The organism is Candidatus Hepatoplasma crinochetorum Av (genome assembly GCF_000582535.1).
Taxonomy (GTDB): Bacteria; Bacillota_I; Bacilli_A; order Mycoplasmatales; family Hepatoplasmataceae; genus Hepatoplasma; species Hepatoplasma crinochetorum.
Genome location: NZ_CP006932.1, coordinates 416,338 through 432,728, shown reverse-complemented (window position 1 = coordinate 432,728; position 16,391 = coordinate 416,338). Strand labels below are relative to the sequence as shown.

The 16,391-nt window shown below is 22.4% G+C and carries 26 protein-coding genes and 1 tRNA gene; 18 read left to right on the top strand and 9 right to left on the bottom strand.

Annotated features, from left to right (window positions below):
* Positions 1-75: 75 nt before the first annotated feature.
* Genes rplP through rplO form a run of 12 tightly spaced genes read left to right on the top strand, consistent with a single transcriptional unit; the run spans position 76 to position 5,113 of the window.
* Positions 76-501, top strand: a complete 426-nt coding sequence (rplP, locus tag X271_RS01985) for a 50S ribosomal protein L16 (RefSeq protein WP_025208800.1) — start codon at positions 76-78, stop codon at positions 499-501.
* Positions 494-802 carry a 50S ribosomal protein L29 gene (gene rpmC, locus X271_RS03365; protein WP_025208799.1) on the top strand — a complete coding sequence of 103 codons (309 nt, stop codon included), beginning with the start codon at positions 494-496 and terminating at the stop codon, positions 800-802. The genes rplP and rpmC overlap by 8 nt, the downstream gene beginning before the upstream one ends.
* The gene (gene rpsQ / locus X271_RS01975) at positions 802-1,062 is read left to right on the top strand and encodes a 30S ribosomal protein S17 (RefSeq protein WP_038462260.1); all 261 of its coding nucleotides are present in this window, start codon (positions 802-804) and stop codon (positions 1,060-1,062) included. The genes rpmC and rpsQ overlap by 1 nt, the downstream gene beginning before the upstream one ends.
* Positions 1,063-1,064: 2 nt before the next feature.
* Positions 1,065-1,433, top strand: a complete 369-nt coding sequence (rplN, locus tag X271_RS01970) for a 50S ribosomal protein L14 (protein WP_025208797.1) — start codon at positions 1,065-1,067, stop codon at positions 1,431-1,433.
* Positions 1,434-1,442: 9 nt separating this feature from the next.
* The gene (rplX, locus tag X271_RS01965) at positions 1,443-1,766 is read left to right on the top strand and encodes a 50S ribosomal protein L24 (protein WP_025208796.1); all 324 of its coding nucleotides are present in this window, start codon (positions 1,443-1,445) and stop codon (positions 1,764-1,766) included.
* Position 1,767: 1 nt separating this feature from the next.
* Positions 1,768-2,325: a 50S ribosomal protein L5 gene (rplE, locus tag X271_RS01960; RefSeq protein WP_038462431.1), complete on the top strand. Its 558-nt coding sequence runs from the start codon at positions 1,768-1,770 to the stop codon at positions 2,323-2,325.
* A gap of 13 nt (positions 2,326-2,338) precedes the next feature.
* A complete protein-coding gene (locus X271_RS01955) occupies positions 2,339-2,524 on the top strand; it encodes a type Z 30S ribosomal protein S14 (RefSeq protein WP_025208794.1) in 186 nt (61 codons plus the stop codon).
* Between the two features lie 23 nt (positions 2,525-2,547).
* Positions 2,548-2,943 carry a 30S ribosomal protein S8 gene (gene rpsH, locus X271_RS01950; RefSeq protein WP_025208793.1) on the top strand — a complete coding sequence of 132 codons (396 nt, stop codon included), beginning with the start codon at positions 2,548-2,550 and terminating at the stop codon, positions 2,941-2,943.
* 10 nt (positions 2,944-2,953) lie between these two features.
* Positions 2,954-3,493: a 50S ribosomal protein L6 gene (gene rplF, locus X271_RS01945; protein ID WP_025208792.1), complete on the top strand. Its 540-nt coding sequence runs from the start codon at positions 2,954-2,956 to the stop codon at positions 3,491-3,493.
* Positions 3,494-3,513: 20 nt separating this feature from the next.
* Positions 3,514-3,864, top strand: coding sequence for a 50S ribosomal protein L18 (gene rplR, locus X271_RS01940; protein ID WP_025208791.1), 351 nt, complete (start codon positions 3,514-3,516; stop codon positions 3,862-3,864).
* A gap of 15 nt (positions 3,865-3,879) precedes the next feature.
* Complete coding sequence (rpsE, locus tag X271_RS03440; protein WP_128571645.1) at positions 3,880-4,659, top strand: 30S ribosomal protein S5; 780 nt, start codon at positions 3,880-3,882, stop codon at positions 4,657-4,659.
* A complete protein-coding gene (rplO, locus tag X271_RS01930; protein WP_025208789.1) occupies positions 4,646-5,113 on the top strand; it encodes a 50S ribosomal protein L15 in 468 nt (155 codons plus the stop codon). Before rpsE ends, rplO begins: the two co-directional genes overlap by 14 nt.
* 938 nt (positions 5,114-6,051) lie before the next feature.
* On the opposite strand, the gene X271_RS01920 is transcribed toward rplO, so the two are convergent.
* Entirely contained in the window at positions 6,052-6,444 is a 393-nt protein-coding gene (locus X271_RS01920) for a type II toxin-antitoxin system PemK/MazF family toxin (protein WP_025208787.1), read from the bottom strand.
* A gap of 265 nt (positions 6,445-6,709) precedes the next feature.
* On the bottom strand, positions 6,710-6,919 hold the full coding sequence (locus X271_RS01915; protein WP_025208786.1) for an MIP/aquaporin family protein: 210 nt from the start codon (positions 6,917-6,919) through the stop codon (positions 6,710-6,712).
* A gap of 114 nt (positions 6,920-7,033) precedes the next feature.
* Here X271_RS01915 and X271_RS01910 point away from each other — a divergent pair, with 114 nt between their 5' ends.
* Positions 7,034-8,131: a hypothetical protein gene (locus tag X271_RS01910; RefSeq protein ID WP_025208785.1), complete on the top strand. Its 1,098-nt coding sequence runs from the start codon at positions 7,034-7,036 to the stop codon at positions 8,129-8,131.
* Positions 8,132-8,231: 100 nt separating this feature from the next.
* On the opposite strand, the gene X271_RS01905 is transcribed toward X271_RS01910, so the two are convergent.
* The gene (locus X271_RS01905; RefSeq protein WP_025208784.1) at positions 8,232-8,972 is read right to left on the bottom strand and encodes an MIP/aquaporin family protein; all 741 of its coding nucleotides are present in this window, start codon (positions 8,970-8,972) and stop codon (positions 8,232-8,234) included.
* A 91-nt stretch (positions 8,973-9,063) separates the two neighbouring features.
* Between X271_RS01905 and X271_RS01900 the strand changes: the two genes are divergently transcribed.
* The 3 genes from X271_RS01900 (at position 9,064) to X271_RS01890 (ending at position 10,362) form a co-directional block, all read left to right on the top strand.
* A tRNA-Leu gene (locus tag X271_RS01900) sits at positions 9,064-9,146 on the top strand.
* Positions 9,147-9,208: 62 nt separating this feature from the next.
* Positions 9,209-9,778: a hypothetical protein gene (locus X271_RS01895; protein ID WP_025208783.1), complete on the top strand. Its 570-nt coding sequence runs from the start codon at positions 9,209-9,211 to the stop codon at positions 9,776-9,778.
* A gap of 14 nt (positions 9,779-9,792) precedes the next feature.
* A complete protein-coding gene (locus X271_RS01890; protein WP_025208782.1) occupies positions 9,793-10,362 on the top strand; it encodes a hypothetical protein in 570 nt (189 codons plus the stop codon).
* A gap of 22 nt (positions 10,363-10,384) precedes the next feature.
* Here X271_RS01890 and X271_RS03360 read toward each other — a convergent pair whose 3' ends face one another.
* Complete coding sequence (locus tag X271_RS03360; RefSeq protein ID WP_268744792.1) at positions 10,385-10,507, bottom strand: hypothetical protein; 123 nt, start codon at positions 10,505-10,507, stop codon at positions 10,385-10,387.
* A gap of 200 nt (positions 10,508-10,707) precedes the next feature.
* Positions 10,708-11,139 (bottom strand): hypothetical protein, encoded by a 432-nt coding sequence (locus X271_RS01885; protein WP_025208781.1) that lies wholly within the window; start codon positions 11,137-11,139, stop codon positions 10,708-10,710.
* 102 nt (positions 11,140-11,241) lie between these two features.
* Here X271_RS01885 and X271_RS01880 point away from each other — a divergent pair, with 102 nt between their 5' ends.
* A complete protein-coding gene (locus X271_RS01880) occupies positions 11,242-11,901 on the top strand; it encodes an MBL fold metallo-hydrolase (protein WP_025208780.1) in 660 nt (219 codons plus the stop codon).
* Here the strand turns inward: X271_RS01880 and X271_RS01875 are convergent, their stop codons facing one another.
* The 4 genes from X271_RS01875 to X271_RS01860 form a co-directional block, all read right to left on the bottom strand.
* Complete coding sequence (locus tag X271_RS01875) at positions 11,902-13,107, bottom strand: putative manganese transporter (RefSeq protein WP_025208779.1); 1,206 nt, start codon at positions 13,105-13,107, stop codon at positions 11,902-11,904.
* A gap of 46 nt (positions 13,108-13,153) precedes the next feature.
* Positions 13,154-13,765, bottom strand: a complete 612-nt coding sequence (locus X271_RS01870) for a hypothetical protein (protein ID WP_025208778.1) — start codon at positions 13,763-13,765, stop codon at positions 13,154-13,156.
* Complete coding sequence (locus X271_RS01865; RefSeq protein ID WP_025208777.1) at positions 13,765-14,841, bottom strand: nucleotidyltransferase-like protein; 1,077 nt, start codon at positions 14,839-14,841, stop codon at positions 13,765-13,767. The genes X271_RS01870 and X271_RS01865 overlap by 1 nt, the downstream gene beginning before the upstream one ends.
* 137 nt (positions 14,842-14,978) lie before the next feature.
* Positions 14,979-15,161, bottom strand: coding sequence for a hypothetical protein (locus X271_RS01860; RefSeq protein WP_025208776.1), 183 nt, complete (start codon positions 15,159-15,161; stop codon positions 14,979-14,981).
* Positions 15,162-15,360: 199 nt separating this feature from the next.
* On the opposite strand from X271_RS01860, the gene gap reads away from it, so the two are divergent.
* On the top strand, positions 15,361-16,353 hold the full coding sequence (gene gap / locus X271_RS01855; protein ID WP_320408549.1) for a type I glyceraldehyde-3-phosphate dehydrogenase: 993 nt from the start codon (positions 15,361-15,363) through the stop codon (positions 16,351-16,353).
* The last annotated feature ends 38 nt before the right edge of the window (positions 16,354-16,391 follow it).

Sequence of the window (16,391 nt, the reverse complement as noted above, 5' to 3'; positions counted from 1 at the left end):
GGAATTTAGAAAAAGAAGATTTGAGAATAGTAATCCAAAAGAAGATTTTAAAGCAGTAGATAAAGGAGATAAATAATGTTAACTCCCAAAAAGCAAAAATATCGTAAACCACATAAGCCTTCCTATGAAGGTCGTGCAAAACGAGGAACTAAAATCTCTTTTGGTAAATATGGATTACAATCTATTGAAGGAAATTATATTACCGAAAGACAGATTGAAGCAGCAAGGATTGCAATTACAAGATATCTTAAAAGAAATGGAAAAGTTTGAATAAGAATCTTTCCCCAATTACCAATTACTAAAAAACCATTAGAAGTAAGAATGGGAAAAGGAAAAGGTAGTGTAGATCATTATGCTGCTGTAGTAAAACGCGGAATGATTCTTTTTGAATTAGATGAAGTAAGCGAAGAACAAGCATTAGAAGCTTTAAGATTAGGAATGCATAAACTTCCTGTAAAATGTAAAATTGTAAAAAAAGGAGAGGAGTTAGAAAATGTATAAGACTGAAGAACTAAGAAAAAAAAGTGATCAAGAATTATTAAAATTAGTATCTGAACTTAAAGGAAAATTACTTGCTTTAAGATTTGAAAATGCAACTGGACAATTAAATGAAACTCATCTTCTAAAATTAACAAAAAAAGATATTGCAAAAGTTTTTACAATTTTAAACGAAAGAAAACATAATATTAAAATCGAAGACAAAAAAGTTCCTAGCAAAAAAGAAAACACAAATAGTAAGAAAAACGTCCAAGATAAAAATATAAAGAAAACAAAAATCGAAGAAAAAGGAGAAACTAAATAATGCGAACAAATCGAAGAAAAAATTATCAAGGAATTGTTGTTTCTACTGCAATGGATAAAACTATTACTGTAAGAGTTGATACTTATCGTGCTCATAAACTTTATGGAAAAAGATATAAATATTCAAAGAAATTTCATGTTCATGATCAAGATCAAACTGCAAAACTTGGTGATAAAGTTCAAATTATGGAAACAAAACCTTATTCAAAAACAAAGTATTTCCGTTTGGTAAAAATTCTTGAAACAAAGGATGGTAAATAAAAATGATTCAAACAGAAACAAGATTAAAAGTTGCTGATAATAGTGGAGCAAAAGAATTATTAGTAATTCGTAATCTAGGTGGATCATTAAAAAAATTTTCTTCAGTTGGTGATGTTGTTGTTGCTACTGTAAAAAAAGCTCAACCAAATGGACAAATTAAAAAAGGTCAAGTTGTAAAAGCTGTAATTGTAAGAACAAAGCACGGAGTCAAAAGACAAACCGGAGAATATTTAAGATTTGATGATAACGCAGCAGTTCTAATTAAAGATAATAAAGAACCAAGAGGAACAAGAATTTTTGGCCCAATTGCAAGAGAGCTTAGAGAAAAAGGTTATCAAAAAATAATTTCACTTGGACAAGAGGTACTTTAGGAGGTTATGATGAAATTAAAAAAAGGTGATCGTGTTGTTGTAATTTCCGGAAAAGATAAAGGTAAAACAGGAGTTATTAAAGAGGTATTACATAAAGAAAATAAAATAATTGTGGAAGATGTAAATGTAAGAACTTTTCATGTAAAACCTTCACAAAAAGATCAAGAAGGTGGAATTTTTAAAAGAGAAGCAGCAATTGATGCTTCTAATGTAATGTATGATATTGGATCTAAAAAAGAACAAAAGACTACTAAGATTGGATATAAATATGTTGATGTTCGTGGCAAAAAAGTAAAGAAAAGAATTGCAAAAAAAACAGGAGATGAGATCTAAAATGGCAAGAGAAAAAAGTTTTTTACAGCAAGAATATCACGCAAGAATTCGTAATGAATTAAAAAAAGAATTAAATTTAAAAACAGTAATGGCTGTTCCTCATCTTGAAAAGATTGTAATTAATATGGGTCTTGGAAAAGCTGTAAATGATAAGTCTATTGTAAATGATGCTAAAAAAGAATTAGCAATAATTACAGGACAAGTACCAATTATTACTTATGCTAAAAAATCAAATGCTTCTTTTAAAATTAGAGAAGGAATGCCTATTGGTGTTAAAATTACCCTTCGAAAAGAAAAAATGTATGATTTTTTAGATAAATTAATAAATTTTGCATTACCAAGAATTAGAGACTTTCGTGGTTTAAAACCAACTTCATTTGATGGAAGAGGAAATTACACATTAGGTGTAAATGAGATTATCATCTTCCCTGAAATTGAACTTGATAAAGTAAGATCAATGAAAGGTATGGATATTACAATCGTAACTTCAACTACAGATGATCAAAAAGCCTTTTTATTACTGCAAAAATTGAAAATGCCTTTTGCAAAAAATAATTAAGGAGTCCTAAAATATGGCAAGAAAAGCACAAATAGCAAAACAACAAAAAAATGCAAAATTTAAAACAAGAGAAAAAAATAGATGCAAAGTTTGTGGTAGAACACATGGATATATGAGTAAATATGGTGTTTGCAGAATATGTTTTCGTGAGATGGCAGCTAATGGTGAAATTCCTGGTGTTAAAAAGTCTTCATGATAATGAGAAATTAGAAGGAGTATAAAATGATAAATGATCCTATTGCAGATTTACTTACACGAATAAGAAACGCAAATATGCGCAGACATAAATTTGTTTTGGTACCTTATTCAAAACTAAAAGAACAAATAATAAAAATCCTTTTGGATGAAGGATATATTTTAGATTATAAAATTATTGGTGATAAAGTAAGTGAAAAAAACTTTAAAATCTATCTAAAATACAAAGGAACAACACGTGTTATAAACGGCCTTAAAAGAATCTCAAAACCAGGGCTAAGAGTTTATAAAGAAGCTGATAAATTACCAGAAGTCTTAAATGGATACGGAATTGCAATTATTTCAACTTCAAAAGGAATAATGACTTCAGATCATGCCAAAAAAGCCAAACTTGGTGGCGAAATCATGGCTTATGTTTGATAAGGAGTAAGATATGTCAAGAATTGGAAACCAAAAAATAATTATTCCTGAAAACGTAACGATCGATTTTGATGGCGAAAAGATGACTGTAAAAGGTCCACTTGGAACTTTAGAAAGAACTTTTTTAAATTCAATTAAGATTTTAAGATCAGATAATAAAATTAGTTTAGAAAGAACAAATGAAAACAAGAAAACAAAGATGTTGCACGGAACTTATGCTTCTTTAATAAAAGGAATGATTGATGGAGTAACAAAAGGTTTTACAAAAGAATTAGAAATTGTCGGTGTTGGATATAATGTTTTATTACAAAATAATGCTTTAATTTTTTCACTTGGATATTCCCATAAGATAAATTTAATTATTCCTAATGAAATTAAAGTAGAAGTTCCAAAACCAACACAATTAAAAATTTCTGGTATTAATAAAGAAAAAGTAGGACAATTCGCAGCTAAAATTCGTTTACTTAAAAAACCTGAACCTTATGGGGGAAAAGGAATTAGATACAAAAATGAAGTTATTATTCGTAAAGCTGGAAAATCAAGCTCTAAATAAAATAAGGGAGAATTTATAAGATGGCAAAAAACAAAAAAATCGAATCAAGAAATAAACGTAAATTACGCGTTCGTAAGAAAATCTTTGGAACAGATAAAATTCCCCGTTTGAGTGTTTATAAATCAAATAAAAATATTTCAGCTCAACTTATCGATGATCTTTCTGGAAAAACATTAGCTTCTTCATCTACAATTATTTTAAAGTTAGATGCAAATAATATTGAAAATGCTTTTAAAGTTGGTCAAGATATTGCAAAAAAAGCAAAAGATTTAAAAATTGAAAGAATTGTTTTTGATCGTAACGGTTATATTTATCATGGAAAAATAAAAGCATTAGCTGATGGTGTTCGTAAGGAAAATATTAAAATTTAAATATAGGAAGATAAAATGGATCAAGCAAAAGAAATAAACAAGCAAGAAAAAAATGAGCAAAAAGAAATATCTGATACTAATAAAGATATAAAGAGTGGAAATAAAGAAACTTCAGCTGATAAAAATTCTAAAAAACAAGTAAAAGTTGCTGACGATTTTTTACCAGAAAATTTTAATCCTTTTTTAAGACCAGGCATAAACAAAAATTTAAATAATCGTAAAAAAGATAATTTTGAAGAACGAATTATCAATATTAAAAGAGTTATCAAAGTAACAAAAGGAGGAAGAAGATTTAAATTTTCTGCTCTTGTTGTTGTCGGTGATCGCGAAGGTAACGTTGGTTTTGCAATTGCAAAACATATTGAAGTTCCTGAAGCTATCAAAAAAGCATCTAGACTCGCACGCAAAAATCTAACAAAAATAAAAATTGTTGGAAAAGAAGATACAATTTCACATGAAATAATTGGACATCATGGAGCTGCTAGAGTTTTATTAAAACCAGCAAGTGAAGGAAGAGGAATTGTTGCTTCTGATGTTGTTCGTTCAGTTGTTGAATTAGCAGGAATTAGAAATATTTATTCAAAAAATTTGGGAACAAATAATCCACAAAATGTAATTTTAGCAACTTTGGATGGACTTAAAAATCTAAGAACAAAAGAAGAGATTGAAAAATTACACGAAAAAGTCGAAATTAAAAGTCGTTTTCCTAATAAAAAAATAAATAATAATAATTATCGAAGAGAACAAAAAACAGAACACGAAGATAAAAAGGAGCAACAAGATGGAACTAAATAATATGAAATCAACTCCTGGATCTAGAAAAAAGCAAAAAAGAGTCGGACGAGGCGATAAAACTGCTGGTCGTGGAGAAAATGGACAAAAATCTCGTGCTGGATATTCGAAAAAAATCGGATTTGAAGGAGGACAAAATCCTCTTTATAAAAGAATTCCTAAACGAGGATTTAAAAATATCAATCATATTGAATATACAGTAGTTAATCTTGATAAATTTGTAAGAGTAAAAGGTGATAAAATAACACCAGAAACACTAATTGAAGCAAATGTAATTAAAGCAAATTATGGTTATCTTAAAATACTAGGAGAAGGAAAATTAATTAAAGCTTACAAAGTAAAAGCTCATAAATTTTCAAATTCTGCAAAGCAAGCAATTGAAGATGCAGGTGGAAAAGTAACTATTATAAATAATCAAAAAGAAGAAACTAATAATAGTGATAATAAAAAAAATTAAGATCAATAAAAGAAAAATACCAAGAGAAGACTCTTGGTATTTTTTATTTAAATACTACTTATTTATTCTTGTCAATACAAATTAATTATTAAATTAAATATAACTAAATATGGATCGTTTAATATATTTGTACCCGTTCACATAACTATATATGCTACATTACTAGTTTATTAACTTTAATTTAAAAATTCTCATTATTTTTAATTAAAAATTGTTTTACCAAAAAATAGTATTACAAATAATAAAAGAGGAAAAATAAAAACAAGAGTAAAAAGAATTTTACAAATAACAAAAGATAAAGAAATTATTATTGCTTGTTTTCATCCTTGAATTTTTTTATTTATTAAAACTAGAAAACAAATTATTAATGCTAACATATAAATTAATTATATACAATAAATAATTTGAGATCTTAATTATAAAGCAATTTCTTTAATTGATGAAAAATTAAAAATAAAAGATTTGAAATTTATTTATTGTCATATGACAATATTAAATAAATCTTTTTATAGAAAATATAAAATGGATAAATTAAATAAAGATTATAATGAGAAATTAGTATTATTTAATATACAAAAAAATTCAAAAAATTTTATTGAATAGAAATAATAATTTTCAGATAGAAAATTATATTAAGAAACTAAATAAGCAAAAAAGAATAATTCTTAAAGATATATTTAGAATTAATCAATTTTCAAAAAATATTCAATATAATTTTATATTTTCATATAGTTTGAATGATGATAAAATATATCTTGTTACTTTATTTAGGAAAAAATAAAGCATAATTTAAATATTTATTTATAATTTTTATAGGAAAAAATATTCCCGTGTTCATCATAATTTTATATGAGCTCGTTAATTTAGCAATCGTATCTAGATCTCTCTGAGATTGAGCTTAGAAAATACGACAGCACATCACTTAGAGGGTGTGCTTTTTATTTTAAATTTAAATAATTTAATCTTTCGTTATATTTATTTATTATTTCTTTTTTAATTTTTTTAGAAGATATTTTTGCATTTTGATTTTTAAATTTTACATTATCTACTGGAGTACAGTTTTTTGATTCGATAACTATAGACTTTGGATCTAAAATTCTAAATCTATCTATTTGAATATTTGAAGGTTTATTTCTAGTAGCAGAATTATATTCAATATTTCATTTAGGATTTGTTTTAGATGTAGAAAAAGGTATTAATACTAATTGATTTTCTCTTTTAGTTAAAACGACACAAGGTCTATAATCTCCTTTATTTTGATTTTTTTTCTGATAATCAAGATCTTTTAAATCAATAAATTGATCAAATTTTCAGATTTTTATGTGATACATATTTATTTTCACCCATATTAATAATATTATTTCCCCAAAACTCCATTTAATTTGATAAAAAACAAATAAAGCCCTCAATAGGGCTCCTATCCAATTTCAGATTAAACAATTATAGACTAATCTTTCATCGGTAGAGTTAATTAACAATTAACTAAATTTAGTATATCAAAATTAATTATAAATTCTCATATTTTGAATTAATATTAAAAATTTTAAAATATTCTTTTTAATATTAATTATTAAATGGATTTCCTTTCCTAATAATTTATATTATTATTCAAATAAGTCCTGTAGATAATAAAGAACCTATAATTGGACCAATTGTAGGAACAAAACTATAACTTCAGTTAGTTTTTCCTTTATTTGGAATTTTAAATAAACTATTATAAATTCTTGGAATAAGATCTCTTGTTGAATTTATTTCATATTCAATAAATCTTCCTAATGATAAAGCAATGAAAAATAAAAAAATCATAAATAATTATGTAAAAAAATCAAATTAATATCAAATAGAATTTAAAAAAGCAATAACTATAATAAAATTTAAATTTTATTATCATTTTTTATTTATATTTATAATAATTTTAATATGAATAAAAAAGAAAAAAATAAATTTAATTTTAATAAAGAATATCAAAATTTTTTTAATAAATCAAATTCAGAAATAATTAACATTTTATATTCAGAAAAATATAATCTAAATTATAGTATTTTAAATAAAAATTATAAAAATATTAAAATAGATAATTTTAAGAAAAAATTAGAATTTTTTCAAATTTATTATTTTTTGCTAATTGTTAAATCTGGTTATATATCTCCAATAAAAATTGTAGGAATTTATAAAAATTTTCCTAATTATATAAATGATATTCTAGAAAAAAATAAATCAAAAAAAATAAAAAATTTTGAAGTAGAAATTAAAAAATTAATTGATTCTTTGGATGTTTTAAATGATAAAATTTTAGCTATAATTTATACTTATATTTTTTCCTTTGAAAAAAATATAAATTATTTAATTAACAGTAAATTAATTATCAAATATTTAAATATTTTTGAAATGAAATTTAAAAATTCATTAAAAAATAAAATATTATCTATTCAAGAAAAAAATATTGATATTAAAGAAGAAAAAAATATTTTTTTAAAAAATTCAAAAATTATTAATAAATTATATTTTGCCGAAAAAATATTAATATTAAAATATTTATGAAATAATAATTATTTAAATATAGATGAATTAATAAAAAGGAATTTTATAAATAAATTAAAAGTTGATGAAAGAATGATTTTTTTTAAAAAAAGATATCCTTTATGTTCAGATAAAGAAATAAATAATAAAATATGAGAATATTTTATATCAAGACTACAAATAACTAATCAATATAGAAATAAAATTTCTCATTTAAATGATTTATTAATTGATAAAAATTGTGTTGAAGATCTATTAAATTATTTTTATGGACAATATGATCTTTTAAAAAATGATTATACAATTGAAGTATTTTATAAAATGAAAATAGCTTTTTTAAAAAATAATTTAATTTCTCATAATAAAATTTTAAGAAACCATTATAAGGATTTTTTTAATTTTAAAATATCCAAAAATAAAAATAAAAAAATGAAGCAACCAAATAATATGATTGCTTCATTTGAAAACAAAAGTTATTTTTTAAATTCACACAACTAAATGTGCTTCAATAAAATTCTTTGTTTTTTCCACACAACTAAATGTGCTTCAAAATTATTATCACATATTTTAAAATAATATAGACTGATTTTTTTATTTTTTAATTATTAAATGGGTTTCCTTCTCCGATAATTTCTATTATTATTCAAATAAGTCCTGTAGATAATAATGAACCTATAATTGGTCCAATTGTAGGAACTCAACTATAACTTCAGTTAGTTTTTCCTTTATTTGGAATTTTAAATAAACTATGGTAAATTCTTGGAATAAGATCTCTTGTTGGATTTATTGCATATCCAGTAAGACCTCCTAGAGATAGAGCAATTGCAAATACAACAAGAGCCATGAATAATGGTTCAAAAAAATTAAATCCATATCAAACAGAACTTAAAAAAGCAGTAACTAAAACAAAACTAGCAATTATTTCTGTTAAAAAATTAAATTTATAATCTTTTATTGCTGGTATAGTATAAAAAACATTTGCAATTCTTTCTTGATCATCTGTTTTTTTAAGTTGATCTAAATAAAGAAAATTTATAATGACAATTGCAAAAAAAGCTCCTAAAATTTGAAAGAAAATATAATCAAGAAACTGAACAAATGTTATTTGATCAGTAAGTCAAACTGAAAGTGAAATTATTGGATTTATATTTCCTCCAGAATAATAGGCGATAGATCCACCGATAAAATATGCAAAAGCTCAACCAAAACTTCCTAATAATCAATTATTATTTTTGATGTAAGTCCCTTTTAAAGTTGAATCGGCATTAATCCCTAATCCTAAAAGAATAAGAAAAAAAGTTCCAAAAAATTCAGATAGGGCAATCCCTCATCAAACCATTATTTTAAGCCCCTAACTAGAAAATATAAAAAGAAAAATTTATAATTTATATTATAATGTATTTGTTTTTAATTTGTATTTACTAATAATTGCCCGAATGGTGGAATGGTAGACACGAAGGATTCAAAACCCTTTAGCTTTGCTGTGTGGGTTCAAGTCCCACTTCGGGCACCATTTTAAAAGTTTTTAACTTTATTTTGAAGTTTTTAAAATGGTAATTTTAATGGGGTTATTTTATGGATAGTGCTTTAGCTTGGATTGGCGGGGTTTTTCTTGTATTTTATAGTACTTTATCTTCGATCATGATTTTTGTTGGAGTTTTTTTTTCAATTTGAGGATTTAAATATAAAAAAGATACCAATATAGATTTAAGAAAAAAAACACATGAGGAAATAATTGAAAATTTTTCTTTATTTATGAAGAATTTGGATAATGATCAAGAAATGATTAAATCTGATGCTTATTTTAAGTTACTTACTAATTTTAAAATTCCAATTACAAGAAGAAAATATCGAGATTCAATTAAAAAAATAAAAAAATTAAATTTTGATCAGAAATTAATTTTTAATCAATTTAAAGATTATAAAAAAGTAGAAGATGATTTTTATATTAGAAAAAATTTAAAATTCAATGATTATGCTTTAAGAAATAATATTATTGAAGAAAAAATTACAAATAAAAGAGAGATAATTTTTGTTCTTTTATTATTGAATGTTGCTATATTTACAGAAACTTTACCAATTGTTAAAATAAAAAATGCAAAATATGATAAATTATATAAATATATTTATAAAATCTGTATGTAATTTAAGGGAAATTTATGGATAGTTTTGCTGCTTGAATTAGTGGAACTTTTTTGGTAACACTTAGTATTCTTACTACAATAATGGCTTTTATTGGTATTTTTTATACAATCTGAGATTTTAAATATCGAAAAGATTTAAATATTAATTTAAGAAAAACAACTGCGGAAAATATTTTAAAAAATTTTTATTTATTTATTGATGGAATTTTAGATAAAGAAAAATTAATAAATTCAAAAGCAGATTTAAAATTAATTACATATTTTAAATCACCAATTACAAAAAGAAGATATATAGATTCTGTAAAAAAAATTAAAAGATTAAAATTCGATCATAAATTAATTTTTGAACAATTTAAAAATCACGAGAGAATAATCGATGATTTTTATGTTAGTAAAAATTTAAAATTTAATGATTATGCGTTAAAACATAAAATAATTCAAAAAAAAATTACTGAAAAAAAAGAAATTCTTTTTATTCTTTTATTATTAAATATTGCTTTATTTACAGAAGCTTTTTCATTAATAAGTATTCAAGATGAAAAATATAATAAAATATATAAATATATTTATAAAGTTTGCATGTAAAAGCATATTTATATATTTAATTTTATTTTGAAATATATAAATCTAAAAGATCACTTTTTGAAAATAAAAAATTTATTAATTCTTCTTCCGTATATCTTTTATTTTCTCTAATTGAATTTATTAATTCATTTTTACTAATTTTCATTATATTACTTATTTGTTTTAATGTGTAATCTTTAATTCCGGAACCTTTTTTAACATTAAAATTTATACTTAATGGAGAATTAATTTTACATTTTTCTATTTCATAAATTCAATGTTCATGTTTTGTTTTACCTGTATATTTTCAATTATTTTTTAATAATTATAATCTGAGATCGTCTGCAGAAATATTTGCTCCCATTATTATCCTCAATTAAAATTCATTTGATTATTTTGTAAATTATTTAAACTATCTTTAGAAAGTAATCCTTCATTATTTACAGAAAAATTATTATATTTTTTAAAATTACTTTTTTGTTCATTCATTTTTTCTTTTATATCTTTTCAAGCTGAATTAAATGCTTCTTTGTCATTTATTTTTTGTTTAAATCCTCAATTTTCTAATCATTTAAAAATTTTTCTTTCTTTTATACCAGATACTAAAAATGTTAAAATCGCTTCTGCAAAATCTTTTTTTGCTATGTTTTCATCTTTTTCTTCTGAATAATACTCATAATTCATTTTTTCGTTTTTTAAAACATAAGTATTATCTTTTAATTTTTTGAAAGAAACAGTAAAACAAAGTGTTAAAAAATTTCCAAATTTTATAGTTAAAATTTCGTATTTTTCGTTCATAATTTTTCATTGTTTTTATTATATTTATATATTAGAATAAAAAATTGTTTTTTCTTATAATGTTATTGTATTTATTTTTTAAATAATATAAAGAAAAAAATTATGATCAAAAAATTTCAAAACAAAAACTTTAATTTTACAAACTCATATCTATATATCAAAGATAATAAAGAAGCAATCTTGATTGATACCGCTACATCAGAAGATAAAATAATTAATTATTGTATAAATAATAATATTAAAATAAAATATGTATTATTAACTCATAATCATTTAGATCATCTTATGGGATTAGAAAAAATTATTGAAAAATTTAATCCAGTAATTTATATTAATCAAAAAGACCAAGAAGGTCTTTTTGATGCAAATATAAATAGATCAGCATTATCTAATTTAAATTGACAATTAGACAAAAAACAAAAAAATATTATTACTTTTTTGGGAAATGAAGAACAAGAATTAAAACTATTAGGAATTGATATTAAAATAATTCCTTTTGGAGGACATACAAAAGGATCTACATTTTATCTTTTTAATAAAAAAGATATTTTTATTGGTGATACAATCTTTTTAAAAAGTATTGGAATGCATAGAAAAGAAATTGGTACTGATCTTGATAGATTTTTTGAATCAATAAGATTTCTTTATGATTTATGTAAAAAAAATAATTATGTTATTTATCCCGGACATTATAATAGTCAATTTAAAATAAAAAATATTGATTTAAATACTAATTTAGAATTAAAAGAAACATTAAATTAATTATAAATTAGTATATTTATCTAATGGAATAAAGATTAATCCAAAAATTACTGCACTTATAATTTCAATTAATTTTACAATTCCATATCCTTTTTTATCAAATGTAAAATAAACAATTCCGGCATGTCCATCTTGTGAAATTGAATTTGCAATAAGTGCACTTATTCCCCCAAATGCAATTGCTTCACTTCCGCCAATTTCACCAATCATTAAAAGAGTAAAAGCAATTTGTGGACCACATGTTGGAATAAGACCAATTAAAGCTCCAATTATTACAAGCAAAATTAAATATCATCAATCATTTTTAAATTGATCAACATTATCTTGAAGATCATTAATATTTTGATAAAGATTTGAATAATAAACAATCGCATATACTATTAAATTGATAATTAATAAAGTAATTGATACTCAAGATAATATTAAAATTAAATTATAAGAAATATGATTTATCTGATGTTTAATTCCTTCTTTTCCTTTATCGTGGATATTTTCATGGGAATGATCTTCATCATGTTCACTTCTTATAAAATATGTTCTTATAAGATAGTAAATTACAATTAAAGGTAATATAACAATCGAAGTTCATTGAATAGCTGATAAGTAATTAGGAAAATTTTCTGGACCTTCAGGAATAAATGAAGCAATTATTGTAAAAGGAAATACAAACAAAAATAAAATTGTAAAAAATATTGGAATTATAAAATGATCAGAAAAACCAAATATTTCTAATGCTTTTTTTGATTCTTTTTGATGATTATGTAATTTTTTCTTTTTTGTTTCTGCTGTTGCATAAAGACTATATTTTTCTTGAATTTTTAAATATTTAACAAAATAACCTACAATAATTGCAGAAATATAACTTATGATTGAAATATAAATTAAAAGTAAAGGATCAATTACAATTAATATAAATGATACTTCACCAATTGTTGTAATAAAAGCTGCAATTAAAGTTCCTAATCCAATCTTTTCTTCTTTAAAAAGATTGATTAAAAAAATTGTTCCTCCACAACCGGGGATAAATCCAAATATACCTCCAATTAAGACATCGCTTTTATTTTTTTCTTGGATCATTATTTCTCATTTATCTTCGAAAAAGTAATTCAAAAATTGAAAAACTATGATTGCTAAAAATAATCATCCAAAAATAAAATAAAGAATTTCCCCACTTGTATCAAGTAATACATTTCCTAATGATTCCATATTTAAAAATTAATAAAATTATAAAAGAAATAAAATTATAAACTTATTAATTTAAATTATCTTTATTAAAATATATGATTCCTTTGCTTAATTTTGGATATTTATTATAATAACTTATTTCTTTTTTATTTAAATTAAAATAAGCTATTCCTAGATGATCATATCCGTTATTTCCTTTTCCGTTATTTTTATATTCATAAATAATTAATTTTTTATTTTTTTCTCTAAAATCGTATGTATTTCTTTCAAGTAATTGAATATTTGTTGATTTTGAAATTTTATTATTTTTTTCATTAAAAAAAAATAAATTAATTTGTAAGTTTTTCTTTTTTCAGGAAAAATAAAAAAATCCATTAATTTGAATTTTGTTTTCTAATAACTCTTTATCTTCAGATTTTATATATGTACTTTCTAAAATAAATTTATGTATTTTGTTTTTTTCAAATCCATATTTTTTTAAATTATGATGAATTATTATTTTTTTAATATAAAAATATAAAAATAAATCAGCTAGAATAGTAAATATACTTAAAGCAATTGCAAAAACTGATAAAGAATTATTTTTAAATATAAAAGAAAATATTGAAATTATAATTGAAATAAAATTAATAAAAATTATTAATTTAGTTAATTTATTTATAAATTTTGATTCTAACATTAAATTAGACTATTAAATTTATTTTTTATTATATTTATATTTTGATCACTTATATTTTTAAATTTTAATTTTCTAAAATCTTCCATCATTAAATTTACTAAATTTTTAAATTTTTGTTTTGAAATTTCAATTTTTTTATAATCTTCATTACATTTTTCTTTGATTTCATTTGTACATTTAAAATTATTTGCATTTAATAAATTTATATTAGTATAAATTCAACTTAAAACATCATACAATGTTTCTATTAATTCGTAGTTTTTTATAAAAATATTATTAGGAACATTATATAAAAATTGTTCAATTGCAAATCCTTTAATATCAATATTATAATTACGAACATACCCTTTTATTATTCTTATTATTTTTTTATATTTTTGATCTGTATTTTTATGTTTTAAATTTGTATTTTCTCAATCATAAGTAGGATAGTTAGTTATTCTTTTTCCTTTTGTTTGATCATATATTGTAATACCAATACCTTTTAAATTATTATCTTTATTAACATTAAAATATATTATTGATGGAATAATATCAAATTCTTCGTTATTTAATTTTATTCTTAATCCTTTTCTTTTTCTTTTTTCAGTATTTTCAATAATATTAAATTCATTTGATTTTTTTAAAATTTTTCTTATTTCATTTTTTAATTTAATTAATATATTAGTTACTTCTTGTTTTCCGGTTTCTATTGTTTTTCCATATATAGATCTATTTCCTAAATTTTTCAAAATTTCATAAGATGAAGTTGAATTTCCTCATATTTCAAAATTTCCATCAGCAAATCCAACTTTATAATTTTCTTGTCATTTTTTATTTTCTAAAAAATCATTAAATTCTAAGTCATTTGGATGTGGTAATCTTGCAACAGTAACTAAAATATCTATATCGCTATCTTTTAAATCTATATTTTTTTTATATGAACCTTGCAAATAAATATGAAGTTTATAATTATATTTTCTTTCACTATTAAAATTTATTGTAATTTCTTCATTTTTTAAAATTTCATAAATTTTATCTTTTATATTTTTTGCATTTTGATTTTGCGATTCATTTGATCAACTTAAATTTATCATTTTTTCTCCTTTAAATCTTTATAGTAAAATTTACTAATTATATTAAATTAATATAATGTTTAATCAAGATTAATTATAAAAAAATAGCGATTATAAAAATCACTATTTTTAAATATTATTTTATTCTTATTTTTCTTTTAATCTTTATAAAAGATATATGCTTTTGATTGAGAAATTAAACCACCACGGTTAGCAAGTCTACCTGTTTCATCTAACATTACTGAAATAATTTTATCTTGGCCAATTCTATTTATAATGTCTAATACTTCTCTTGCTAAAGCATCTCTATTTCTTCCTTTAGCTATAGCTATTTGTGCCATATTTTCTCCGTTTCGTGTTTTACACTAATTTTATTTTATCAAATTAGTTAATTTAATTTAAAAATGTAAATTAGAATGTAAAGTGTAAAATTAAAATTTCTTCGCTTGATAATTATTTTTTAAATGCTAAAAATTATATAATAAGTTTGTAAAATTTTTTTAAATACATTTTAAAATAAATAATAAGGAGAAATTTTAATTAATGAAAAAAATTGCAATTAATGGATTTGGACGTATTGGTAGATTGACTTTTCGCCAATTATTCGGTGAAAAAAATATTGAAATAGTGGCAATAAACGATTTAACAAGTCCCGCAACATTAGCTCATCTTCTAAAATATGATTCAGCACATGGACCATATAAAGTTGATAAAATCAAATCAGAAAGTGATGCTATTATTGTAGATGGTAAAAAAGTTAAAATCTTTGCAGAAAGAGATCCAAAAGCTCTTCCTTGAAAAGATCTTGGAATTGATTTAGTAATTGAATCAACAGGGTTTTTTACTTCTAAAGAAAAAGCACAAGCACATATCGATGCAGGAGCTAAAAAAGTAGTTATTTCTGCACCTGCAACAGGAGATTTAAAAACTATTGTTTATAATGTAAACCATAAAATTTTAAATAAAGATGATAAAATTATTTCAGCTGCTTCATGTACAACAAACTGTCTTGCTCCAGTTGTAAATGTTTTACAAAAAGAATTTGGAATTGTTAGTGGATTTATGACTACTGTTCATGCTGCTACAAATGATCAAAGAACAGCAGATTCACCTCATAGTGATTTAAGACGTGCTCGTGCTGCTGGATCAAATATTATCCCTACTACAACAGGAGCTGCTTCTGCATTAGGATTAGTAATTCCTGAAGTAAAAGGAAAATTGGATGGAAATTCAATGCGTGTTCCTGTTGTTACTGGTTCAGTAGTTGATTTATCAGTTATTTTGAAAAAACCAGCATCAGTACAAAAAATAAACGCAGCAATGAAAAAAGCAAAAAATGAAACATTAGGATACACAGAAGATCCAATCGTATCTTCAGATATTATTGATGAAACTCATGGTTCAATTTTCGATGCTCTATCAACAAAACAATTACCAAATACTAATATGTTTAAAATAGTTGCTTGATATGATAATGAAATGTCTTATGTAAATCAATTAGTAAGAGCAATTAAGTATTACATTAATTTATAAATAGAAGTTTAAACAGCATTTAAATAAATGCTGTTTTT